General features: G+C 68.7%; 18 protein-coding genes. 7 read left to right on the forward strand and 11 right to left on the reverse strand.

Going from position 1 to position 23298, the window contains the following annotated elements:
- Positions 1–198 precede the first annotated feature (198 nt).
- From ACIBGM_RS13705 to ACIBGM_RS13745, 9 genes are all read right to left on the reverse strand, one after another.
- On the reverse strand, positions 199–609 hold the full coding sequence (locus ACIBGM_RS13705; RefSeq protein WP_360527225.1) for a hypothetical protein: 411 nt from the start codon (positions 607–609) through the stop codon (positions 199–201).
- 138 nt (positions 610–747) lie between these two features.
- Positions 748–1995, reverse strand: a complete 1248-nt coding sequence (locus tag ACIBGM_RS13710) for a CehA/McbA family metallohydrolase (protein WP_360527228.1) — start codon at positions 1993–1995, stop codon at positions 748–750.
- On the reverse strand, positions 1995–3104 hold the full coding sequence (locus ACIBGM_RS13715) for an ABC transporter ATP-binding protein (protein ID WP_360527231.1): 1110 nt from the start codon (positions 3102–3104) through the stop codon (positions 1995–1997). Before ACIBGM_RS13715 ends, ACIBGM_RS13710 begins: the two co-directional genes overlap by 1 nt.
- Complete coding sequence (locus tag ACIBGM_RS13720) at positions 3104–3925, reverse strand: carbohydrate ABC transporter permease (RefSeq protein WP_360527234.1); 822 nt, start codon at positions 3923–3925, stop codon at positions 3104–3106. Before ACIBGM_RS13720 ends, ACIBGM_RS13715 begins: the two co-directional genes overlap by 1 nt.
- Entirely contained in the window at positions 3922–4815 is an 894-nt protein-coding gene (locus tag ACIBGM_RS13725) for a sugar ABC transporter permease (protein ID WP_360527237.1), read from the reverse strand. The genes ACIBGM_RS13720 and ACIBGM_RS13725 overlap by 4 nt, the downstream gene beginning before the upstream one ends.
- Positions 4815–6239: an extracellular solute-binding protein gene (locus ACIBGM_RS13730; RefSeq protein WP_360527240.1), complete on the reverse strand. Its 1425-nt coding sequence runs from the start codon at positions 6237–6239 to the stop codon at positions 4815–4817. Before ACIBGM_RS13730 ends, ACIBGM_RS13725 begins: the two co-directional genes overlap by 1 nt.
- 583 nt (positions 6240–6822) lie before the next feature.
- A complete protein-coding gene (locus ACIBGM_RS13735; RefSeq protein WP_396385622.1) occupies positions 6823–7590 on the reverse strand; it encodes an RICIN domain-containing protein in 768 nt (255 codons plus the stop codon).
- A gap of 406 nt (positions 7591–7996) precedes the next feature.
- On the reverse strand, positions 7997–8359 hold the full coding sequence (locus tag ACIBGM_RS13740; RefSeq protein ID WP_396385623.1) for a hypothetical protein: 363 nt from the start codon (positions 8357–8359) through the stop codon (positions 7997–7999).
- Positions 8360–8393: 34 nt separating this feature from the next.
- The gene (locus ACIBGM_RS13745) at positions 8394–10703 is read right to left on the reverse strand and encodes a DEAD/DEAH box helicase (RefSeq protein WP_396385624.1); all 2310 of its coding nucleotides are present in this window, start codon (positions 10701–10703) and stop codon (positions 8394–8396) included.
- A gap of 192 nt (positions 10704–10895) precedes the next feature.
- Between ACIBGM_RS13745 and ACIBGM_RS13750 the strand changes: the two genes are divergently transcribed.
- The 7 genes from ACIBGM_RS13750 (at position 10896) to ACIBGM_RS13780 (ending at position 19809) form a co-directional block, all read left to right on the forward strand.
- Positions 10896–11225 (forward strand): STAS domain-containing protein, encoded by a 330-nt coding sequence (locus ACIBGM_RS13750; protein ID WP_360527270.1) that lies wholly within the window; start codon positions 10896–10898, stop codon positions 11223–11225.
- A 248-nt stretch (positions 11226–11473) separates the two neighbouring features.
- Positions 11474–13777 (forward strand): sodium-translocating pyrophosphatase, encoded by a 2304-nt coding sequence (locus tag ACIBGM_RS13755; protein ID WP_360527251.1) that lies wholly within the window; start codon positions 11474–11476, stop codon positions 13775–13777.
- A 122-nt stretch (positions 13778–13899) separates the two neighbouring features.
- Positions 13900–15147, forward strand: coding sequence for a DUF4142 domain-containing protein (locus ACIBGM_RS13760; RefSeq protein ID WP_396385625.1), 1248 nt, complete (start codon positions 13900–13902; stop codon positions 15145–15147).
- A 317-nt stretch (positions 15148–15464) separates the two neighbouring features.
- Entirely contained in the window at positions 15465–16463 is a 999-nt protein-coding gene (locus ACIBGM_RS13765; protein WP_360527258.1) for an ABC transporter ATP-binding protein, read from the forward strand.
- 1 nt (position 16464) lies between these two features.
- On the forward strand, positions 16465–17226 hold the full coding sequence (locus tag ACIBGM_RS13770; protein WP_396385626.1) for an ABC transporter permease: 762 nt from the start codon (positions 16465–16467) through the stop codon (positions 17224–17226).
- A gap of 193 nt (positions 17227–17419) precedes the next feature.
- Positions 17420–18214: a DUF2785 domain-containing protein gene (locus tag ACIBGM_RS13775; protein WP_396385627.1), complete on the forward strand. Its 795-nt coding sequence runs from the start codon at positions 17420–17422 to the stop codon at positions 18212–18214.
- Positions 18215–18504: 290 nt separating this feature from the next.
- On the forward strand, positions 18505–19809 hold the full coding sequence (locus ACIBGM_RS13780) for a cytochrome P450 (RefSeq protein ID WP_360537650.1): 1305 nt from the start codon (positions 18505–18507) through the stop codon (positions 19807–19809).
- Between the two features lie 71 nt (positions 19810–19880).
- Here the strand turns inward: ACIBGM_RS13780 and ACIBGM_RS13785 are convergent, their stop codons facing one another.
- Both ACIBGM_RS13785 and ACIBGM_RS13790 read right to left on the reverse strand, forming a co-directional pair.
- Positions 19881–22661 (reverse strand): hypothetical protein, encoded by a 2781-nt coding sequence (locus tag ACIBGM_RS13785; RefSeq protein ID WP_396385628.1) that lies wholly within the window; start codon positions 22659–22661, stop codon positions 19881–19883.
- Positions 22646–23197 carry a hypothetical protein gene (locus ACIBGM_RS13790; RefSeq protein WP_396385630.1) on the reverse strand — a complete coding sequence of 184 codons (552 nt, stop codon included), beginning with the start codon at positions 23195–23197 and terminating at the stop codon, positions 22646–22648. Before ACIBGM_RS13790 ends, ACIBGM_RS13785 begins: the two co-directional genes overlap by 16 nt.
- Between the last annotated feature and the right edge of the window lie 101 nt (positions 23198–23298).

Below are 23298 nucleotides of genomic sequence, written 5' to 3' on the forward strand. Positions count from 1 at the left end.
CGGCGCGTCGACGGCTTCGGATGACTCCGACCGGGCGTGCTGGACAGCGGGTTGCTCGATGACCCACGCCAGCGCGCCCTCGGTGTCGAGGGGCGCCGACGAGTGGTTTACAACTATCACCGGCCGCGCAGAACCGCTGGCAGCACCCCTCCTGCATTGCCCTGCCGAGCGGCGCCAGCGACGTGCTGGCCTCATGCGCTAGGTGTCGAGTTGGTCTAGGAGCCAGCGGGGGCCGGTGGGGGTGGCGCCGGTGGTTTCGATGCGGTGGCGGAGGCCGCGGTCGGCGGTTACGACGGTGACCTCGGGATTGGCGTCGTGGGAGGCCGACTCGGTGGTGATCGCGACGATGGTGTCGTCGCCGGAGCCGTCGGCGAGGACTACGCGAAGGGTGCCGACGTCGGGGGCGTCGGGGCCCGAGACGGCTGCGCGGGCGGCGCCTTCGAGGATGACGATGATGTCGGTGGTGTCTTGAAGGCGTGCCTGGAGAGCGGCGAGCTTCACGAGGAGGCGGCGGGCGGCTCCGGCGCGGTCGCGCCACCAGCCGTCCGGGCGGGAGCCGACCACGTTGGCCGCGTCCACCACGATCACCTGGCGCCGTTGATCGGTCATGCCGTCAGTCTGTCAGCAAGTCATTCGGCCTGGTCGTCACCGGCGGCATCATCGCAAGGCACAGCGCTGAGCACGCGAGGCGGGCAGGCGAGGCGGGCAGGCTAGGCGGGCAGGCGAGGCGGGCATGCGGGATGGGGGTCAGGCGCAGAGGGAGATGATGCGGCCTTCGTGGGTGACCAGGTAGTGCGGGCCTGGAACCGCCGGGAGGGATTCGTGGGATGTGCGGACTGGACGGCGGGTGCCGTCGGGGGAGATGAGGACGGTGTTGGGGGCGTCCAGGGCGATGAAGGAGTCTTCGACGCGCAGGAGGATGGGGGCGGTGTAGGAGGCGGAGATCGCGGTGCGGCCGGCGGCGAGGCCGGCTAGGACGGCTTGGGGGAGTTCGTCGGGGCCGGAGGCGGCGGCGTCGACGGCGATCCAGGTGGTGGGGGTGCCGGGCAACGAGATGGAGGTCAGGTCGTGCCAGTCGCTGCCGCCGATCGGCGTCGTACTGGTCAGGCCCCAGGCTTGCCACCAGGCGATCGGGCCGCCCCAGGTGCGGTCGAGCCAGGTCGAGTGCCAGACCTCGGCGAGCGGTGGGTGGTCCGGGAGCGGTTGACGCCAGGAGCAGTCACCGCCGAGCGGATGGTTGATCGACAACAGTCCACCGCGCGCGGCCACCTCGGACACCCAGGTAGAAGCCGGACGGCGGAAGTCGATCACCCCGATGTCGCCGAACGCGTTCGCATGCCCGGACTCGGTCGTCACCTCCTGCCCGGGAATCAACCCGATCCCGAACTGCTTCCCGACCACCGGCAGTTCGAGGTGGTGCGAGACCGTGTTGTGGTCAGTCACCGCCAGCACGTCCAACCCGGCCGCAATCCCGAGCGCCGCGAGATTGGCGACCGGCGTAGACCCGTCGGAGTGCAGCGAGTGCGCGTGGAAGTCACCAGCGACCCACTTCATCCCAGGGGCCGCAGGCAACGTACGGCGAGGAGGCCGAGCCGGTACGGCGACAGCAGCAGAAGCCTCGGCGTACGCCGCCAAACCAGGCACCACGTCGACCGGACCCGTGACCGCCTCGACGATGAGCTCGGCCCCGTCGACCGGCAACCGATGCAGCCCGATGACCACCCACCACGTCCCCGGCTCGAGGTCACCCGCGAGATAACCCGGGGTCGCCGCGGTCGGAGTGATCGCAAACGTACGGCGTGCGCCGCCAGACCACCCGCGCCAGCCGGCAGCACCCTCGCACCCAAGGTCGATCACGGCTCCCTCGACCTCGGGCACCGTCAACGTAACCAGCAGACCAGGGCACCCGGCCGGAACGTCGACCGGCAGCGAGTGCCAGACCGACTCCGCACGATCGTCGAGCGTCCAACGGCGCCGGTACGACGTGACCGCCATCAGCCGACCGCAGCCGGCTGACGCGCCAGCAGGTCGCCCGACTCCCGGTCGTACAGCAGCACCCGTGAAGCGGGGGCCGTAATGACAACTGTGGCGCCAGGCTCGGGCTCCGCCTCTTCCGGCACGGTCACACCGATCAGCGTGCCGTCACAGTCGACGCTGACCAGGGACTGGGTGCCGAGGTTCTCCGCAACGACGACCTGGCCGCGCAAAGACGGACCGGTCACATCGCCATGAGCCAGAGTCAGGTACTCAGGCCGGATGCCGACGGTCACCTCGGCACCCGTCGGTGTCGAATACGTAGTCGCAGGCAACGATCCACCGGCCACCGAGACCACGCCGACCTCGTCCGACGAGAGGTTCGATCCAACCGTTCCCGGGAGGAGGTTCATCGGAGTGGAACCGATGAAGTTGGCCACGAAGGTGTTGGCCGGGCGGGCGAACACCTCGCGCGGAGACCCGAGTTGGCGCAGCTTGCCGGACTCCATGACGGCGATGCGGTCGGCCAGGGCCAGCGCCTCGGCCTGGTCGTGTGTGACGAAGACCGTCGTGATGCCGAGGTCGCGCTGCAGCTTCTTCAGGAACGTGCGCGCCTCCAACCGCAGCCGAGCGTCCAGGTTGGACAACGGCTCGTCCAGCAGCAGCACCTTGCCTTCGGAGGCGATCGCACGGGCCAATGCGACCCGCTGCTGCTGACCACCTGACAACTGGCCCGGCTTGCGTTCCAGGAGGCCGTGCAGCGACAGCTCACCAGCGGTCCGCTCGGCTGTCGCCGTACGAGTCGACAGGGGAACCCGCCGTACCTTCAACGGGTAGGTGATGTTCTCGGACACGTTCATGTGCGGGAACAGGGCGTAGTCCTGGAAGACCATCGCCACGCCGCGCTTGCCCGGCTCGGTGCGGGTCACGTCTGCGGCGTCGATCCGGACCTTGCCCTCGGTCGCCTGTTCCAGGCCCGCGATCGTCCGCAGCAGCGTGGTCTTGCCGCAGCCGGACGGGCCGAGCAGGGCGAAGAACTCGCCGTCCGCCACGTGCAGGTCCAGCCCGTCGACGGCGCGCACGCCGTTCGGGTAGACGGTCGCGAGGCCTTCGATGTCGATGCCCGCCATCAGCTCTTGATCCCTCCATGGAAGCGGAACCCGTACCGCGAGTTCACCAGCAGGTACAGCACGACGACCGGGATCGAGAACAGCAGCGAGAACACCGGCAGCACCTGCAGGTTCACGCTGCCGCCCTCGTCGGTGAGGGTCTGCATCAGCACCGCCCCGGGCTGTAGGTCGATCGACCGGATGAGCAGGAAGGGCACCAGGAAGTTGCCCCACGAGTTGACGAACGCCCAGACCATGATGGTGGCCAGGCCCGGCCGCGCCACCGGGAGTACGACGTCGCGCAGGATCTGGCCCGTGGACGCGCCGAACACCCGAGCCGACTCCTCGTAGGACCGCGGCACCGCGTCCACGAAGTCCTTCAGGATGAAGATTGCCGCTGGCAAGAGCCCGCTGGTCATCACCAGCGCGACGCCGAACCGCGAGTCGATCAGCCCGAGCTGGTAGATCATCACGAAGATCGGCACCATCGCAGCCGTCCCGGTGACGACCGACGACAGCAGCAGCAACCCGTACAGCAGCGCGTCCCGGCCGGGAACCCGGACCCGCGACAGCGCGTAGCTGGCCAGCGCGGCGAACGCGGTCACTGCCACCGCGGTGGTCACGCAGATGACGAGCGAGTTCACCATCGAGTGCATCGCGTACGGGTGCTCGAGGGTCTTGCGGAGGTTGTCCAGCGTCCAGTCCGGCCAGCTCACCCCCAGACCGGGCGTAGCGTCGAACGGCGCCGACGCGATCCACAGCATGGGTACGGCGAAGAACAGCATGATCGCGCAGATCAGCACGTAGAAGCCGATCCGCCGTACCACGTAGGCCGGACTCATGAGCGCCTCCGAAGCAGCCGCAGGTAGATCAGCGAGACCAGCAGGTTCGCGATCAGCAGCAGGAACGAGATGGCCGAGGAGTAGCCGAGCTCACCGCCCTGCAGCGCCACGTTGTAGATGTAGACCGGCACCGTCTCGGACTCGTGGTTCGGCCCGCCCTTGGTGAGCAGGAACGGCGAGAAGTCGTTCGCCGTCCACAGCGAGATCAGCAGCGTGTTGGTGAGCACGTGACCCCGGATGTGCGGGAACACCACGTCGCGCAGCGTCTGCCATCCCGAGGCCCCGACCATCCGGGCCGACTCGAGCTGTGACGGCGGCACGGCCTGCAGCGCGGACGAGTAGAGCATCATCGAGAACGCCGTACCGCGCCAGGTGTTGAAGACCACCAGGCACGCCATCGGGTAGTCGATCAGCCAGGCCGTCCCCGGTGTGCCGAGCAGGCTGTTCAGCGTGCCGCCGTCGCGGTCGAAGAACGCGACCCACAGGTACGCGACCACCGTCGAGGGCAGGATCCAGGCCAATAGCACCAGCGCTTCGACAGTACGGCGTACGACGGGACGCGTACGGCGCATCACCCAGGCCAGCGTGAAGCCCAGGATGTTCTGGCCGATGATCGCGGAGCCGAGCACGAACAGCATCGTCAGCCACAACGCATTGTGGAAGAGCGCGTCGTTCAGCGCCTTGGTGTAGTTGGACAGGCCGACGATCGACGGCGACACCGCCTCGACGCCGGTCAGCCGGTAGTTGGTGATGCCGATGTAGATCGTCCAGAACGCCGGGAAGACCAGGAACGCGCCGATCAGCAGCAGTGCCGGTGCGACGAAGCCGAACGCCCGCCCGACACCGAGTCCGGCGACGTCCGCCGCCGGACTCCGTAGCCGTGTGCTCATCAGTTGCCGGCGACCTTGTCCTTGCTGCCGGCCGCCGCCTCGACCGCTTTCTGGTAGCCCCGCGCGGCGGCGTCGGTGGTCTTGCCGCCGACCACGTCCGCGGTGGCCTGCTGCAAGGCGGCCGAGATCTTCGGGTACTCCGCCAGGCCAGGCCGGTACTGCGTGATCGGCAGCACCTTGGTGGACACGAAGTTCAGCATCGGGTCGCCGGCGAGCACCTCGTTGTTGACGTCGGTGCGCTGGGTGATCTTCGCCGCGCCGTTCAGGGACTCCTTCACCATCTCCGCGGAGTTCATGAACTGGAGCAGCTCCCACGCCTGCTGCGGGAACTTGGTGTTCGGGTTGATCACGGTCGCGCCGCCACCGGACATCGAGACGAAGTCCTGGCCGTCGACGCCGCCGCCCGGGCGGGCGGCCGGGATCAGCGCGTAGCCGACGGCGGTGTCGCGGTCGGCCATCTTGGCCACGCCCTCCTTGGGCTCGACCACGCTGCGCCAGAAGTAGTCGCCCTCCAGCAGGATGCCGATCTTGTTCGCGGCGAACTGGGCGAACGACTTGTCCCGGCCCTTGGCCTCGCGCTGCAGCACCGGGTCGCCGAGACCGGTCGAGTAGATCTGGTGGTAGAAGTCGAGCACCTGGCGCAGCTTCGGGGTGTCGCCCAGCCACTTGCCGTCGGGGTAGATGGTCGTGCCGGTGCCGACCAGCAGCGGCAGCACGCCCTGCATGGTGGTCGCCTCGCCCATCGCCGTACCGGCGTTGATCTGGATCGGGGTGACGCCGGACAGCTTCTTCAGCGCCTGGCCGGCCGAGATGATGTCGTCCCACGACTTCGGCTGCCAGTCGGCGGGCAGGCCGGCCTGCTGGAACAGCTTCTTGTTGAAGTACAGCACCCGGCCGTCGGTCCCGCCGGGGACGCCGTACCGCTTGCCGTCGAAGCTGCCGAGCTGCTGGACCGCCTCCGGGATCTGCTTCCAGCCGTCCCAGTCGTCCACCTTGGCGGTGTCGCCGACGGTGTCGGTGAGCGGCTTGATGTAGCCGGCCTGGGCGAACTCACCGACCCAGATGCCGTCGATCTGAATCAGGTCCGGGCCGGACTTGTTCGACAGGTCCAGCGACAGCTTCTGCTTGTAGACCTCGTCGTCGGAGCCGTCGCCCTGGAACTTGACCGTGACATCGACACCCTTGCCCTTCTGCTCGGCGACGAACTTCGGGATCAGGACGTCCTCGATGAAGGTCGCGCCGGCACTGCTCTTGCCGCCCTTGACCGCGTTCGAGCCGATGGTCAGCTCGACCTTCTTGGCGTCGGCGTTGCGGCTGGTGTCCTGGTCGCCGCCGGTGTCGGACGAGCCGAGACAGCCGGTCAGCAGCGCGAGCGCGGCAGCGCCGAGGACTGCGGTGCTGGTCAACCGCGTGAGTGATCGCATCAGGGGTCTCCTTGCGAGGGTCGGTGCAGCGAGTGCCGGTCAAACATTGGCACTCGCGAGCGACTATGTGAAGACTTTTTCCGAACCCGGGGTAAACGTTGTCAGATGCTGCGAGCAACCATGTCAAGTCCGGATCCCGCCCGGCGCATTGCGGACCAGTTAAAGCATCCTCAAGGTTCTGTGGCAGCTGGTAGTTGATTAGATACATACTGTGACAGCAGGAGGTACGGTCTTGCCGATCGGTTCAGTGGATCGGAGGTGAAAGACATGCTGTTGCACGGACTGGCTTGCCTTCTCGACGACCTGCTCTGGCACTGCCATCACCACTGCTGGTGGTGACCGGCCCGGCCGCCTGGTGACGGCCGCGGACGACAGGGGAGGACGGTGATCCCGACGCGAGGCTCCCGCTGACGCGCAAGCAGCGGGGATCCGCAGCGCCGGACCCCGAGCACCGGTTCCGAACCGACGAGATCACCAGACCCACAACTGAAGGAGTGTCGATCACACCGAAGGAGTGAGAAACAGCCGGCCCCGACATCGTCGGGGCCGGCTGTCCTCTGTGTGGCTGAGGATCCTCCTCGGATCAGCGCTGAGCCAGCTGGATCATCTGCTTCGGCAGCTCGGTCATCTGCGCCGGGATCGCCGTCTTCGGGCGAACCAGCTCGAGCAGGCTGGATGCGGCGTTCGCGATCGGCAACGGCAGGGCCAGGCCCAGAGCCGCGAGCAGCGCGTTCACGAGTGCCAGGACCGCACCCAGGATGTCCAGGCCCGGGAGCGGCAGCGCGCTCCAGCCCTGGACCGGTGTGCCGGACGCGGCCATGCTGCCGGTCGGCTGTGCCTGCTTGGCCTTCCCCTTGCCCAGCAGAGAGGTGAGGGCGAGACCGCTGGCGGCGTTCACGAACGTGCCCGCGCTCTCGTCGTAGCTCCACTTCTGCCCGTCGCCGTCACGGCACGGCAGGACCAGCAGTGGCGCCGAGGCCGGAACCTTGGCCAGGTCCGCACCGCTGTCCAGGCAGGCGCCGGTCTTGGCAAGGGCGCCACCGACGCTCCTGCTCATCGCGACCTGCAGCTGGCCGGACCCGGTGTAGATCCACTCCTGGGTCTTGCCCTCCTTGCCCGGCGCGCAGGCCATCATGACCGCCATCGGGACCTTGGCAGCCGCGACGAACGTGAGGCAGTAGCGCGTGTCGGAACGAGTGGCGATCTGCTTGGCGACGCCCACCTCGACGCCCGGAGGCGCCGACTCGCGCGGCGAGACGTTCGCGGCCTCCGCCGGGAGGGCGGTCGCCAGAGCGACGCTGACGGCAAGCACCGTCACGCCGGTACGGCTCAACAGCTTACGGATGATCAAGACAACCTCCAGAGGTCGTGCCATCGCAGCTCGCGTCAGGTCGTCGGGACCCCGACCGCGGTGAGCCGGACCCGGCCCCGGGAACCGCGACGACACCCCTTGCGCGAAGGGTGAGGTGCGGGTCGATCCCCCGTGAGGAGGCGGTGTGGCACGGAAGGCGACAGTGACTCAACGCGACGTTGACGCCACAACCAGTAAGGCACAGGAGGCTGACGCGTGGTTACGGCCAGACCCGGGAACTTGATGCCATTGGCAACTAACTGCCAAGTCGAAGTCGTTGCGCAGGGCATCGAAACCTGGCTGGAGGTTCGTCGTGCGGCAGCCGTGCTTCGATCGAGATCTTACGGCAATCTGTGGATATCCGGGGGACTCAGGGCATCGTTTGAGGCCGTTGGCAACAGAGTTGTCAGTGCGGTTGTTTGGACTGATCCGGATCCACGGTGGTGGGCTCTTCGGCAGTCGGCGCCTCGTCGCGGTCGGTGGTGAGTTCCGGCCGGGTGTCCGCACTGCTGTCACTCTCGGTGACCTGGGCGCGGAGGTCGCGCATCTCCTTGCGCCGGCGGTAGCCGCGACCGAGTCCCTTCTTCGTCAGCCACAGCCCGAAGATCAGGGTCGCGCCGGCCAGCGCGCCGAGCACGAACACGGTGGCCACCGAGACACCGAAGTCGACGCCGAAGACCTCCATCGTGGTGGAGGCGCCGGACGTCACCAGGACGCCCAGGGCGAACAGGACGGCGAGGACGATCAGGACGATTCCGAGGACGGCCATGGCGAGCTGCCTCTCCGCCAGCCGGGCTGGCTGTTCAGGCCTCACTGCTGAGTAGTGCGGTGAGCAGCGCTACCGCGCCGCTCTTGTCGAGTGGGTTGTTCTGGTTCCCACACTTCGGCGACTGTACGCAGGACGGACACCCATCCGTGCATTCACAGTGTGCAATCGCCTCACGTGTCGCGGTCAACCACTCGCGCGCCGCGGCGTAGCCGTGTTCGGCGAATCCGGCTCCGCCCGGGTGGCCGTCGTACACGAAGACGGTGAGGCAGCCGGTGTCCGCGTGCCGGGCGGTGGAGACGCCGCCGATGTCCCAGCGGTCGCAGGTGGCGAACAGCGGCAGCAGGCCGATCGACGCGTGCTCGGCCGCGTGTGCCGCGCCCGGTACGTCGTCCAGCCCGAGAGCGGCCACCGTGGTGTCGGGCATGGTCCACCAGACCGCCTTGGTCCGCAGGGTCCGCTCGGGGAGGTCGAGGGGCTGCTCGTCGAGTACGTCGCCGGTCGCGATCAGCTTGCGTTGGAACGACACGACCTGGCTGGTCACCTGGACCCAGCCGCGCGACAGCTCCGCCGTACCCCAGGAGCAGGTCTCCTCGGTCGCCAGGATGCTGATCTCCGTCACGTCCCGGGCGAAGGTGGTGTAGTCGGGGGCGGCCGGCTCCACGACGGCGGCGTACCCCTCCAGGTCGAGCGTCTTGACCAGGTAAGACTCCCCGGCGTGCACGTAGACCGCGCCCTCGTGGACCGACGCGTGCGCCGAGCCGCCGTCGACAGTGCCGAGCAGGCGGCCGGTCTGGTCTTCCACGATCTGCACTGTCTTGCCGCCCGCCGAGCGGATGTCGATCGCGTCCACCGCCCGCTCCCGCCGGGTCCAGAACCAGCCGTGCGGCCGCTCCCGGAGCAGGCCTTGCCGGACGAGCTGCTGGATGACCGATGGCGTCGTACTGCCGAAGATCTCGTAGTCGGCGGCGGTCAGCGGGAGCTCTTGGGCGGCGGCGCAGAGCTGAGGGCCGAGCACGTACGGGTTCTCCGGGTTGAAGACCGTTGCCTCGACGGGCCGCCCGAAGATCGCGGCCGGGTGCCGCACGAGGTAGGTGTCGAGCGGGTCGTCGCGTGCGATCAGCAAAGCCAGCGCGTCCCCACCGGCACGTCCAGCGCGTCCGGCCTGCTGCCAGAGGGACGCCCGAGTGCCCGGCCAGCCGGACAGCAGCACGGCGTCCAGGCCGGCGATGTCGATGCCGAGCTCGAGCGCGTTCGTCGCCGCGACTCCGGTGAGCTCACCGCTCTGCAGCATGCCCTCGAGCCGGCGGCGCTCCTCCGGCAGATAGCCGGCCCGGTACGCCGACACCTGGTCGGTCAGCCCGGGATCGACGTCAGCGAGGTTCTCCCGGGCGGTCATCGCGACCTGCTCGGCGCCGCGCCTTGACCTGACAAAGGCCACTGTCCGGACGCCGGTGACAACGAGATCAGTCAGCAGGTCGGCGACCTCGGCTGTGGCGGAGCGGCGTACCGGTGCGCCGTTCTCGCCGCGCAAGGTCGTCATTGGCGGCTCCCACAGCCCGAAGGCGACGCCGCCGCGGGGTGAGCCGTCGTCCACGACCTCCACCATCGGCAGGCCGGTCAGCCGCTCACCGGACACCGCAGGCTCGGCCACGGTCGCTGATGCGCAGACGAAGATCGGGTGAGCGCCGTACTGCGCGCAGACTCGGCGCAGCCGCCGCAGGACACCGGCCACGTGCGCACCGAAGACACCGCGGTAGTGGTGACACTCGTCGACCACGACGTACTGCAGGCAGCTCAGGAAGCGGGCCCAGCGTTGGTGGTTCGGCAGGACCGAGCGATGCAGCATGTCCGGGTTGCTCAGTACATAGGTCGCGTGGTCACGGGCCCAGTCGCGCTCGGTGCGCTCGGAGTCGCCGTCCAGCGTCGTCGCCCGCAGGCCGGGCACCGTGTACGACGAGACCGCCCGGAGCTGGTCGTGCGCGAGAGCCTTGGTGGGGGACAGATACAGCACGGATGCCGTACGGCGATTTGGTGAGGCGGCCTGCGCGATGCTCAACGTGGCGAAGGCAGGCAGCAGGTAGCCGAGCGACTTGCCCGACGCCGTCCCCGTCGCGACCACCACATGCTTACCTGCGTACGCCGCTTCCGCCGTCGCGACCTGGTGCGTCCAAGGCGCCGTGATGCCGGCGTCCGCGAGCTGGCTGAGCACCTCCGGCGGCGCCCAGCGCGGCCAGTCGCAGGTCTGCCCGAGACGAGGCGGCACGGACTCGACATGGGTCAGTCGGTCGTCGCGGCCCAGGGCAAGGCGCTTCAGCACAGTCGTCGCCTCACCACCCACACGCATGACTCTGAGCTTAGTTACGCCCTCGGACAGTGCTGATCCGGTCGGGCCCATCTTGTGCAGATGCGGATGCACGCGGCATTTTGGGCACTGAGATCGACTTCAGGTGTAACGAGATGAAAGAGTTTTCGGGAACGGTCCTACTCACGGTCCGTACATGGTTGAATGCAGCAGTTCACGGGATCGGAGGCCGAAGTGGATCTGTCGCTCAACACCCGCGCCGAGGGCGGGCGTACCGTCATCGAGGTGGCGGGGGAGATCGACGTCTACACCGCACCGAAGCTCCGCGAGAAGATCGCCGCCCTCGTCGACGAAGGTGTCCACCACCTGGTGATCGACCTGGAACGTGTGGAGTTCCTGGACTCCACGGGTCTCGGCGTCCTCGTCGGCGGACTGAAACGGGTGCGCACCCACGACGGATCCCTGTCCCTGGTCTGCACCCAGGAACGGCTGCTCAAGATCTTCCGGATCACCGGCCTGACGAAGGTCTTCGACATCCACCCGGACGTCGCCTCGGCGATCTGAAGCATGCGAAAAGGTATCCACAGAACTACGAAGAGTGACTGGGGCGGTGGGGAGGGGTAGCAACGGTATGGCGGTTCTTGCCTGACATCGCGGGTATGGCGTAGACCACCCTGTCGTCAGGTCTGGTCGGATACCCGTTAGAGTGACCCACCGCGCCAGTCATTGGCGCTGTGTCGTATTTTCCCAACCCTTCGGTTGCGGCAAACGGGGGCCGTCAAGCCCGGAAGGGTTGCCTACAAGGAGGACGGATGTCCGCGCTGCTTGCACAAGCGGTGGATCTTTCGTCGAGCAACACCACACTGGTGATCGTCGTCGGAGTGATCGCGATCCTCGCGGTCGCCATTGCGATGGTCTTCCGGGGCCAGGTGCTTGCCGCGAACGATGGCACCGAGAACATGAAGACGATCGCTGCTGCGGTCCAGGAAGGCGCCTCTGCCTACCTGAACCGGCAGTTCCGGACGTTGTCGATCTTCGCCGTGGTGGCGTTCCTGCTGCTGTTCCTGCTGCCCGCGCACAGTGACGGCGACAACGAGACCACGCTGAAGATCTTCCGGTCCGTCTTCTTCCTGGTCGGTGCGGGCTTCTCCGCCCTGATCGGCTACCTGGGCATGTGGCTCGCGACGCGCGCCAACGTCCGGGTCGCCGCGGCGGCCCGGGACGAGGGCCGCGACCCCGCCATGCGGGTCGCGTTCCGCACCGGTGGAACGGTCGGGATGGCGACGGTGGGCTTCGGCCTGTTCGGCGCCGCACTCGTCGTCCTGCTGTTCAAGGGTGACGCCCCGACCGTGCTCGAGGGCTTCGGCTTCGGCGCCGCCATGCTCGCCATGTTCATGCGTGTCGGCGGCGGTATCTTCACCAAGGCCGCCGACGTCGGCGCCGACCTGGTCGGCAAGGTCGAGCAGAACATCCCCGAGGACGACCCGCGCAACGCGGCCACCATCGCCGACAACGTCGGTGACAACGTGGGTGACTGCGCCGGTATGGCGGCAGACCTGTTCGAGTCGTACGCCGTGATGCTGGTGGCATCGCTGATCCTGGGCAAGGCCGCCTTCGGCGAGCAGGGCCTGATCTTCCCGCTGATCGTGCCGGCCATCGGTGCGATCACCGCGGTCATCGGCGTCTTCCTGACCCGCCCGCGCACCGGCGAGAACGGCCTGCGGACGATCAACCGGGCGTTCTACCTGTCCGCGATCATCTCCGCGGTGCTCTGCACCGTGGCGGCATTCGTCTACCTGCCGAGCAACTTCGGGGACCTGACCGGCGCGACCGAGGCGATCGCCGCCCACGACGGCGACCCGCGCCTGATCGCCACCGTCTCGGTGCTGATCGGCATCGTGCTGGCCGCGATCATCCTGGCCCTGACCGGCTACTTCACCGGCACCGAGGACAAGCCGGTCAAGGACGTCGGCAAGACCTCGCTGACCGGCGCCGCGACCGTCATCCTGTCCGGTATCTCGGTCGGCTTCGAGTCCGCCGTGTACACCGCGCTGGTGATCGCGGCCGCCGTGTACGGCGCCTTCCTGGTCGGCGGCTCCGGCGTCGTCGCGCTGTTCGCGATCGCGCTGGCCGGTTGTGGTCTGCTGACCACCGTCGGCGTCATCGTCGCGATGGACACCTTCGGCCCGGTCTCCGACAACGCCCAGGGCATCGCCGAGATGTCCGGTGACGTGGACGGCGAGGCGGCCCAGATCCTGACCGAGCTGGACGCCGTCGGCAACACCACCAAGGCGATCACCAAGGGCATCGCGATCGCGACCGCCGTGCTGGCCGCGACCGCGCTGTTCGGCTCCTACACGGACTCGATCTACGCGGTGCTGGACGACGCGGGTGACCGGGCCTTCAACGCGGACGCGCTGGTCTTCGACCCGTCCACCCTGGTCGGCCTGATCATCGGCGCGGCTGTGGTGTTCATGTTCTCCGGTCTCGCGATCAACGCCGTCGGCCGGGCCGCCGGCGCGGTCGTCTACGAGGTCCGTCGCCAGTTCCGCGACATCCCCGGGATCATGGAGGGCACCGGCAAGCCGGAGTACGGCAAGGTCGTCGACATCTGCACCCGCGACTCGCTGCGTGAGCTGGCCACCCCGGGTCTGCTCGCGATCACCGCGCCGATCGCCGTCGGCTTCGGCCTCGGCGCCTCGGCGCTGGCCGGCTACCTGGCCGGCGCGATCGCGTCCGGCACCCTGATGGCGGTCTTCCTGGCCAACTCCGGTGGCGCCTGGGACAACGCGAAGAAGCTCGTCGAGGACGGCAACCACGGTGGCAAGGGTTCGCCCGCGCACGAGGCCACCGTCATCGGTGACACCGTCGGTGACCCGTTCAAGGACACCGCCGGCCCGGCCATCAACCCGCTGATCAAGGTGATGAACCTGGTCTCGGTGCTGATCGCCCCGGCCGTCGTGGGCATGTCCGCGATCGGCGAGGACACCAACACCCCGCTGCGGATCGGCATCGCCGTCGCCGCGGTGGTGATCCTGGCTGCGGCCGTGATCGTCTCCAAGCGCCGGGAGTCGGTCATCGCCGACACCCCCGCCGAGGTGAACGCCGCCGCCTGATCCAGGCAAGCAGCAGAACGGCCCGCCGGTCATCCGGCGGGCCGTTTCGCATGGACCCAGACAGTCGACCGCTTTAGTGTCGTCGGTAGGTGCTGACGTCTGAGGGCAGGGAGGTAAGGGGGGTGCCTCGGCGACAGAGCAACGGTTCTGCCTCTCCCCGACTGACGGCGATCGCCCGGCTGTCGGCGCTTCTGCTGCTGGTCGCGGCGGGCGTGCTGGGTGCGGCACAGCCCGCCAGCGCCGCGACGACGCAGGAGGACGTCACCTACCTCAACGCCGCCCACCAGACCCATCTGACGATCATTCAGGCCGCCCAGGCGGCCAAGACCCAGGGCCGGACCAGGTGCGTGCAACAGGTCGGCGCCCTGATGGAACGCGACCATCGCAGGCTGGCCGCGCAGGACCTCGAGGCCGCCAGCCAACTCGGCGTCGGGCTGGTAACCATCCCTTCGCAGGCCCAGCGCCAGCAGCTCGACGCCCTCGAGGCGAAAGCGGGGACGGCTGGGTACGACGCCGCCTGGCTGGCCTTGCAACGGCAACAGCACCAGCAGCTCCTGACGCTCATTGCCACCGAGCTGAAGAACGGCACAGAGCCAGCCGTCGTGTCCGTGGCCAAGGGCGCCCAGCCCGTGGTCCAGATGCATCTGCGGATGGTGTCACCCAGCTGTCGCATCATCAGCGGCTCTCCCGTGGTGCCCACCGGCGACGGTGGCCAGGTCGCAGACGCCCAGCGGACTCGCTCGCTGACCGCGCTGGCCCTGCTCGGCCTCGGCGTACTCCTCCTCCGAGGTAAGTCGGTCCCGGCGCGTCGGCGCCTCGTCGGCGTCGTAGCGCTGGGAACAGGGTTGTTCATGGTGTTCGGCGGGCTGCCGGGTGACACCGGTGAGGTTCCGAAGGCCGGCACCACCGCGGCGGAGCGGGAAGCCGCCATTCCACCGGTCCGGCTCTCGGTGCCTGGCTTCCTGGACGCATCGGTGGCCCCGGTCGCGACCGGCGTCGACGGCCTGCTGCAGATGCCCAAGTCGCCCGTCGACGTGGGCTGGTGGGCTGCTGGCGCCGCGCCGGGCGCGTCCGGCGGCACCGTGCTGCTCGCCGGCCATGTGGACTCCGCCCGCCACGGGCGCGCGGTGTTCGCTGCGCTGTCGCAGGTGCCGGTCGGAGCCAAGGTCGCGGTCACGTCCGGGGATGGCGACGTACACCAGTACCGGATCGTGGCTCGCCGCACCTACCGGCAGCAGGACCTGCCCAGCGACCTGTTCCACGGCGCCGCGAAGCCTCGGCTGGCGCTGGTCACCTGCATCGGCACGTACAACCAGACAACTCGGCGCTACAGCCACAATCTCGTGCTGTACGGCGTTCCCGTGGACTGACGCCGTTTCGCGTTAAACCACGCGTTGCCGTCATTCGGTGGTGACTTCCATCTTTTCCACGGTTATCCGGAAGTACCGCCGTACGTCGACTTTCGGCTGATGCGGCCGGTGGGGTCGATGGGGGATCGTCGGGGTCGTGGTCAGGGCTTTAACCGATGGCAGCGTGCTCCGGCCGGACGGCAGAATCAACCCAGGGGTGGACACAGCGGATCCGCCCCGGGTCCGATGATCCGGCCCGGTCGGACCTCGATACTGATCTGGACAGCACCGCCCGACGAAGTGCAGCACTGGCGCGTCACCGAACGAGGAGTACGGCGATGATCGAGGCAATGGGCCTCACCAAGCGATACGGCGCAACCGTTGCCGTAGACAACCTGTCTTTCGAGGTGAAACCGGGCAAGGTGACCGGCTTCCTCGGCCCGAACGGGGCCGGCAAGTCCACCACCATGCGGATGATCCTCGGCCTGGACACCCCGACCTCCGGCGACGTCCGGATCGACGGCCAGCGCTACCGCGACCTGCACCAGCCGCTGACCAAGATCGGCGCGCTGCTGGACGCCAAGTGGGTGCACCCGAACCGGTCCGCCCGGTCCCACCTGGCCTGGATGGCCGCCTCCAACAAGCTGCCGAAGGAGAGTGTCGACAAGGCGCTGGAGATGGTCGGCCTGACCTCGGTCGCGAACAAGCGGGCCGGCGCCTACTCGCTGGGCATGTCGCAGCGGCTCGGGATCGCCGGCGCGCTGCTCGGCGACCCGGAGGTGCTGCTGTTCGACGAGCCGGTCAACGGCCTCGATCCCGAGGGCATCCTCTGGATCCGGAACTTCATGCACCGGCTGGCCGCCGAGGGCCGGACCGTGCTGGTCTCCAGCCACCTGCTGTCCGAGATGGCGCAGACCGCCGAGGAACTGATCGTCATCGGCCGCGGCAAGCTGATCGCGCAGAGCTCCACCCAGGAGTTCGTCGACCGCGCCAGCGGCACCACCGTCAAGGTGCGGACCCCGCAGCTGGACCAGCTGGCCGGCGTCCTGCACCAGCAGCAGCTGGTCACCCGGATCGAGGACGTCGAGAAGGAAGGCAAGGTGTTGTTCGTCGAGGGCGACCTGACCACCGACCAGGTCGGTGAGGCGGCCGCCGCGCACGGCATCGTGCTGCACGAGCTGACCCTGCAGCGCGGCTCGCTGGAGCAGGCGTTCATGCAGATGACCGGGGACTCGGTCCAGTACCACGCACACGACGAGCTCGCCCACGTCGGCGACGTGAACCTGGACGCACCGTCGAACGTCGAGGTCGTCTCGGGTCCGAAGGAGGACAACTGACATGTCGCTGATCACCGTCGAGCGGATCAAGCTCTTCTCCACCCGCTCACCGTGGTGGTGCATGATCGTCGCGGCCGTGCTGTCGATCGGCCTGGCCGCGCTCGCCACCGGCTTGGCCCCCGACGATGCCGAGGTGACTCCGGCGATGTCGCAGTTCGGCGTCAACCTGGGGCAGATGGTCATCATCGTGATGGCCGCGCTGGCCGTCACCACCGAGTACCGGTTCGGTACCATCCGGACCAGTTTCCAAGCCGTCCCGCAGCGCACGGCCTTGCTGTTGAACAAGACCGTCGTGGTCGCCACGCTGGCCGCCGTCGTCGGTCTGGTCGCCTCCGTCGGCTCCTGGGGGGTCGGTTACCTCTTGGCCGGCGGCAGCGCCGACATGGCGATCGACACGTCGGGCGAGTACCGGCTGATCTTCGGTCAGGGCCTGGTCTACGCGATCGCGGCGATCTTCGCGATCGCGGTCGGCATCTTGATCCGGCAGAGCGCGGGCGCGATCGCCATCCTGCTCGTCTGGCCGCTGCTGATCGAGAGCCTGGTGGTGCTGATCCCGAAGGTCGGGGACGACCTGCAGAAGTGGGCGCCGTTCACGAACGGCGGCCAGTTCATCAACGGCGGCCAGGACATGGGTTCGGCCGGCGCCGAAGCCGCAGGTCCCTCCACGGCGCTGTCGCCGTGGTGGGCGCTGGCCTACTTCGCCGCCTGGGGTGTCGGCCTGCTGATCATCGCCCTGGTCACCGCCAGCAAGCGCGACGCCTGAGCACCTGACGTCGTCCCCGGCCCTGGTTGAGGGGCCCTGGCCGGGGACGCGAGGGCCCGGCCGGGCTGAGGGGTCCTGGCCGCTTCGGCCCGTGGCACATCCGGGAGACCGGATGGACCACGGGCCGTTCCCCGTTCCGGAACCGGTCGGCAGGGCTGGCGGGTCGTGGTGGGAAGCGTTTAGCCTGCCGCGCATGACCGACTGGGCGCGGGTGCGCGCCGACGGCTTCGCCGTCCCGACCGATCGTCCGCTCACCGATCTCGTCGCCGAGCTGTCCGGCCTGCTGCGCTCACCTGACCCGGTGCAGCGCGACGTCCAGGCCTACACCGTGCTCGCCACCTGGATCCGTCGCGGGGACCTGTCCACCGACCAGCTCCGCAGCCTCGGCGACGAGATGGTCACCCGGTTCGCCGACCCGGAAGTGCAGGCCCGCACGTTCGCGCCGCTGATCCTCCGCGCGATCGTTTCGGCCGGGGTGTTCGAGCCGACCTGGGTGCCGCCGTTCGAGCGCTGGTACGTCGCCGAAGAGGACCTGCGCGGGTACGACGCCAAGCTCGGCTGGCTGCACGCCGTTGCCCACGGCGCCGACCTGCTGGGGACACTCGGCCTGCACTCCGCGGTCGAGCCGGTCCAGATGCTCCGGCTCGGAATCGGACGGCTGCTGACGCCGACGCCGTACGTGCTGCGCGACATGGAGGACGACCGCCTCGGCTACGCCCTCGCCGCCACCCTCACCCGCTCCGACCTCGCCGAGACCGACGCGACCGAGTGGCTCGACCCCGCGATCCGCGTGCTCTCGAATCCGCCTGCCGAGGGCATCACCCCTGAGGTGACCAACACGATCCGCACGCTGCGGGCGACGTACCTGCTGATCGACCACGGACTGCGGTTGCCTGAGGCCACTACGCTGACCCGCATCCCGCACCGGGACCAGGTCAAGACGAAGCTCGCCGACGTCGTTCGGATCGTCACGCCGTACTACCTCTGAGCGTCAGACCGTCGGTGGACGGCGCATCCGACTTTCGGCTGGGGTTCCCCTGAAGTGTCCCCGATCCACGGCGTGGTGTGGTCCAGGGCACGGTACAGGTGGGTTCCGGTGGATGCCGAACCCCTGTCGTGGGATCGTCTGAGCTGGTGACGCCGTGGACCCCTCCCATGGTGGTGCCAACGCCACTACCGCAGTAGTGCAAACACCATCGGATCTGGTCCGTGGCGACGTTAGTTTTCTGGCTGACGAGAGCCGTCGGGGGCAGCAGTTCAGAGAGGGCGCGTGGAGTCATGGTTGCGACATACCTGAAGAAATGGGTCGGCAGCCGGATCTTGAACAGGACCACCCGCAAGGGTGGTCTTGATCTGTCGAAGATGCGGATGTTCCCGAGCTCGGTCTCGATGCCGCTGCGCCGGCACGGCGTGGACCCGGTGCCCGCGCTGGGCCGGGTGCGCGAGACCGAGCCGGTGCACAAGCTGGCCCACCTGTTCGGGCTCAATGTCTGGGTGGTGAGCGGGCACGCCGAGGCGAAGGCGGTGCTGGCCGACACCACGAACTTCAGCAACGACATCCGGCCGCTGGTCGGCTCCGACCCGAACAAGCCGTCCGAAGGAATCGGCGGCCTCGGGTTCACCGACCCGCCGGACCACACCCGGCTACGCAAGCTGCTGACACCGGAGTTCACCAAGCGCCGGCTGTCCCGGCTGGAGCCGGTGATCGAGAAGATCGTCAACGACCAGCTCGACCTGATGGAGACCAAGGGGCCGGTCGTCGACATCGTGGCGGACTTCGCGTTCAACGTGCCGTTCCTGCTGATCGCCGACCTGCTCGGCGTCGAGGAGTCCGACCGCGACCGGTTCCGCGCACTCGGCCCGGCCCGGTTCGACCTGTCCGGCGGCGGGATCGGGGTGTTCGGGTCGGCGAGCGAGTCGCGGGACTTCCTGTTCGAGATCGTCGGCAAGCAGCGCGCCGAACCCGGTGACGGGCTGATCGGGTCGATCATCCGGGAGCACGGCGACACCATCGACGACATCGAGCTCGGCGGGCTGGCCGACGGGGTGTTCCTCGGCGGGTACGAGACGTCGGCGAGCATGCTCGCGCTCGGCACCCTGGTGCTGCTCCGCGACCCGTCGAACTTCGAGCGGATCCGGAACGAGCCGGGCGCGGTCGACGTGATCGTCGAGGAGCTGCTGCGGTACCTGACCGTCGTGCAGGTCGCGTTCCCGCGGTTCGCGCGGCATGACCAGGAGCTGTTCGGGCAGCAGGTGAAGAAGGGGGATCTGGTCGCGGTGTCGCTGTCCGGGGCGGACCGGGACAAGCAGGTGTTCGGCATGGACGCCGAGGACTTCTACCCCCGTCGTACCGTCTCGTCTGCGCACCTCGCCTTCGGCCACGGAATGCATCGCTGCGTCGGCGCCGAACTGGCGCGGATGGAGCTCCGGGCCGCGTTCACGGCGCTCGCGCACCGTTTTCCTGACCTGTCGCTGGCCGTGCCCGAAGAACAACTCCGCTTCCGGGACTTCTCCATCGTGTACGGCGTCGAGGCCCTCCCGGTCCAACTCCACGCCAACGCGACTGAGCAGGTCGCCGGGTAGGTTCCCCGACGCGCGCGCCATCGCCTGCAGGTGGTTCCGGGCAGCCAGTTCCCGGGGAACGCGACTGGCGGTTAGACGGTGGGTTGGTTTCGTTGGGTTCTTAGGGATTCGAATTTGGTGGCTAGGGTCGGGGCTTGGGTTCGGAGGCGGGAGAGGTCGCCTTGGGAATCGAAGAGTTGGGTCAGGAGGATGGCTCGGCCTTGGTCCAGGAGTTCGGCGGCTCGGGCGGGGTCGGCTGTGTGGAGGGCGCAGGCGGCTGCGTCGGCGCCTAACGAGCTCAGTTGGCGTAGGCCGTGTTCCTGGTCGGAGCGGTCCAGGAAGCGGGGTGCGACGTACGGGAGTTGTTCCAGCGCGGTCGCGTAGCCGTCGAGCGCCTCGGCCCAGTCCCCGGCCTCGGCGGCGAGCTGGCCCCAGTCGCCGGCGGCCTGCGCCCGGAGGAGCGGCGTCGCCGTCGACGACCGCGCCGTCGACTGGTAGGCGGTCAGTGCGTTGCTGAAGTCCGCCGAATCGCCCGTCCGCCGGTACCGCTGCAACCAGCAAGCACCGAGGTTGAACCCGGCGGCCGTCCGGAACCGCGACCCGGCTGCCGGGGACGCGATCGCCTCTTGGTGCGCGACGATCGCGGCATCGAGATCGGCCAGTACGGCGTCGCGCTGGTACCGGCTCAACAGCGCCCGTCCCAGGTTGGAATGGAACACGGGCAGCCGATTGTTGTCCGGCCCCGACTCCTGAACCGCCCGTTGAAGGACCGACACCATCTCGTCGAGTACGTCGCGCTCATGGGTCCGCTCGTACTGCGTGGCGAGGGCCAGAGCGAGATTGCTGAGATGCCCGGGGTCCACGCCGCCGTTCTCGGCTCCGACCTGCACCGACTGACGCAGCTCAGCGAGGGCGGACTCCAGCTCACCGGCCTCACGGGTGCGCAGATGACGTGCCCAGCGCGCGTTGCCCAACTGGTTGAGCACCGCTGCCCGCAGGTCAGGGTCCTCGGCCTGTTCGTTCGCGGCCTGCAGGAGGTCGATGGCGTCGTCGAGGCTCGCCAGGTGCTCGGTCTGTTCGTAGCGGAGCCGCAGCGCGAAGCCCACGGCGTTCTGGGCCCGCGCGAGGTGGTCCGGGTCGGTGAGGACGTCGACAGCCTGCAGACCCGCCGCGATCGACCGATCCAGATCGGCCCGCTCGCCGCCCGCCTCGAACCTGAGCCGCAACGCCGAGCAGAAGTCGGTGAGAGCGGTCGGTTCTACCGCCATGCCGTGCTCGCTCGCCTCGATGATCCGGTCGAGCTCGGAATCGTCGGTGGTCCGGAGGAAGCGACGCAGCCGGCAGTGGCCGTCGAAGGCGTGCAGGCTTGCGAGATCGTTCTGCAGGTTCGCGTTCTCCGGGTGCGACTCCGGGAGTTGCGCGAGGCAGTCGCGGACGAGCGCGATCGCCTCGCCGGTCAGCTCGATCGTGTCGTCACCGACCGGACCGTGGACCAGCGCCGCGGCCAGCGACCGGACCACGGCTGGGTAGGTCGGCTCGGTCACGGCCATGGCGCGCTGTGCGCTGCGGCCCTCCGCGACGGCCTCGGTGAGTACTGCGGGATCGCCGGTGAGTTCGTGCTGCTTCAGCAGCGCCATGACGACGATCGCCCGGCGCATCGGGTACTCCGGATCCGACGGCGCGGAGATCTCGACGACCCGACGGGCGATGGTCACCGCTTCCGCCGCGAGCTCTGGGTTGTCGGCCGCGGCCCGGAGGATGTCGGCGAGGGCCATCAGCCGGCGGACGTGGTCCGGATCCGCGGGATCGGTGGCGTCGGCCGCTTGCCGCAGTACGGCGACGGCCTCGGTGATCGCGGCGTGGTCGCCGGTGAGCAGGTGGCGAGTGCGCAGCGCCGTACCTAGCACCTGGAGTGTTCTACTCTCGCCGTCCGTGGCAGCCGCGCGCCGGGCGAGGTCGACGGCCCGGTCCGCGGCTTCGGCATCGTTGCTCGTGGTGGCGCGGTGCACGAGGGAGAGCGCGAGGCTGCGTTGCGGCCAGGGGTTCGCCGGGTCGAAGGACAGCGCCCACTCCGCTGCCGTCACTGCGTCGTCGAGCATCTCGAGTCGGGCCGTGCGCTCGTAGGCCAGCTGGACCAGGTCGGCAAGGAAGGCGCCGTACGACGACTTGTTCGTGGTCGCGAGCTCAGCCGAGCACCGTTGGACCTGGATCGCGTACAGCAGGAAGTCCAGCACGTTGCTCGCCTCATACGCGCTGAGGAGCTGACTGGCGTGGTCATAGAGCGACGGCGCGGCCCCAGCGAGCTGTCCGTCGTGGGCGCTGTCGGTGGCTGTCGTGAACTGCTCGACCGCGGTGGCGAGGTCGTCCGGATCTCCGAGATGGCGGTAGCGGGCCCAGCAGAAGCTGCCGACGTTGAAGCGGAACGTGACGGCCGCCGCTGCGCCTGCGGGGACCATGTTCACAGCGCCGGCCATCAGCTCGATCGCGCGGTCCAGCTGCGCGAGCTCGCCGGTCTGCTGGTACTGCTCGAACAGGTCGATGGCCTCGTCGGACGCAGCCGTGGTGCTTTCCCTGGCCTGCACGACCTCTCGCACCTGGTCCGGTACGGCGTTCGGCTGTGCGAACACGATCGGCTCGAGCAGCCCGACCGCCGTCCGGAACGTGTCCTGGTCGGTCGACCCGGAGGCGAGGAACCGGCACCAGAACAGCATCCCGGCTGCATGTCGGCCTTCCAGGTTCTCGGCGAAGCCCGGGGTCTCGAACAGGCGCGCCACTTCCGCGTCGGCGGCCGGGCCGAACACCGACCGGGCGCGCGGATCCTGCTTCCAGTGCTCGACCCGGCCGTACAGCGACTCGATCAGTTCGCGGGACATGAGTCCACCGCCTCCACAGACGTGAGCCTGCTCAGCTCGACGGTGATCTCTCCGGCTTGCGTCTGGATCGTCATCCGGCCGGCGTCGATCCGGAGCACCGAGCCGCACATGGTCCGGCTGTCGGTCGTGATCTCGACCTTGGGCCGGTTCCGGGCCGGGCCGTACCAGGTGCTCGCGACGGCAGCCACCAGCAGCGCCGCGCAGACCAGGCTCAACGCGATCCCGCGGCGTAGCGCTCGCGCGGACTCTTGGGCTTCGCGGTGCTCCGCGATGGGGCCGGGCGCTAGTTCGGCGACGGGGACGACAGCGGGGCGGCCGTTCGAGGCTCGGAGCAGGTAGAGCGCTGCGGCCGCGCCGGCGAGTAGGGCGAGCAGCAGGAGGACGCCGACCATCGCTGCGGCCAGCGGGGTCAGTTCGGTGATGTCTGAACGGCCCTTGATGAGGCTGAACCCGATCAGGGCGATCAGGAGGCCGGCTAGGCCGTTGCGCCATTGGGTGGCGGCTGCCCGGACTCTTGGGAGTTCGGTGCGGCGCATCAGGTCGACCTGCTGGGCGCGTCGCAGGTCGGCCGGGGTCGCTGGCCGGCCCGGTGTCGGTTGACCTGGCGGCGCTTGACCTGGTGTCGGTTGGCCCGGCG

This window comes from Kribbella sp. NPDC050470, assembly GCF_044458365.1.
Taxonomy (GTDB): domain Bacteria; phylum Actinomycetota; class Actinomycetes; order Propionibacteriales; family Kribbellaceae; genus Kribbella.

Excerpts from the sequence above, each read along its gene's own strand:
- ACIBGM_RS13705 (WP_360527225.1), bottom strand. The coding sequence starts at position 609 with ATGACCGATCAACGGCGCCAGGTGATCGTGGTGGACGCGGCCAACGTG.
- ACIBGM_RS13710 (WP_360527228.1), bottom strand. The coding sequence starts at position 1,995 with ATGGCGGTCACGTCGTACCGGCGCCGTTGGACGCTCGACGATCGTGCG.
- ACIBGM_RS13715 (WP_360527231.1), bottom strand. The coding sequence starts at position 3,104 with ATGGCGGGCATCGACATCGAAGGCCTCGCGACCGTCTACCCGAACGGC.
- ACIBGM_RS13720 (WP_360527234.1), bottom strand. The coding sequence starts at position 3,925 with ATGAGTCCGGCCTACGTGGTACGGCGGATCGGCTTCTACGTGCTGATC.
- ACIBGM_RS13725 (WP_360527237.1), bottom strand. The coding sequence starts at position 4,815 with ATGAGCACACGGCTACGGAGTCCGGCGGCGGACGTCGCCGGACTCGGT.
- ACIBGM_RS13730 (WP_360527240.1), bottom strand. The coding sequence starts at position 6,239 with ATGCGATCACTCACGCGGTTGACCAGCACCGCAGTCCTCGGCGCTGCC.
- ACIBGM_RS13740 (WP_396385623.1), bottom strand. The coding sequence starts at position 8,359 with ATGGCCGTCCTCGGAATCGTCCTGATCGTCCTCGCCGTCCTGTTCGCC.
- ACIBGM_RS13745 (WP_396385624.1), bottom strand. The coding sequence starts at position 10,703 with ATGCGTGTGGGTGGTGAGGCGACGACTGTGCTGAAGCGCCTTGCCCTG.
- ACIBGM_RS13755 (WP_360527251.1), top strand. The coding sequence starts at position 11,474 with ATGTCCGCGCTGCTTGCACAAGCGGTGGATCTTTCGTCGAGCAACACC.
- ACIBGM_RS13765 (WP_360527258.1), top strand. The coding sequence starts at position 15,465 with ATGATCGAGGCAATGGGCCTCACCAAGCGATACGGCGCAACCGTTGCC.
- ACIBGM_RS13770 (WP_396385626.1), top strand. The coding sequence starts at position 16,465 with ATGTCGCTGATCACCGTCGAGCGGATCAAGCTCTTCTCCACCCGCTCA.
- ACIBGM_RS13775 (WP_396385627.1), top strand. The coding sequence starts at position 17,420 with ATGACCGACTGGGCGCGGGTGCGCGCCGACGGCTTCGCCGTCCCGACC.
- ACIBGM_RS13780 (WP_360537650.1), top strand. The coding sequence starts at position 18,505 with ATGGTTGCGACATACCTGAAGAAATGGGTCGGCAGCCGGATCTTGAAC.
- ACIBGM_RS13785 (WP_396385628.1), bottom strand. The coding sequence starts at position 22,661 with ATGTCCCGCGAACTGATCGAGTCGCTGTACGGCCGGGTCGAGCACTGG.
- ACIBGM_RS13790 (WP_396385630.1), bottom strand. The coding sequence starts at position 23,197 with ATGCGCCGCACCGAACTCCCAAGAGTCCGGGCAGCCGCCACCCAATGG.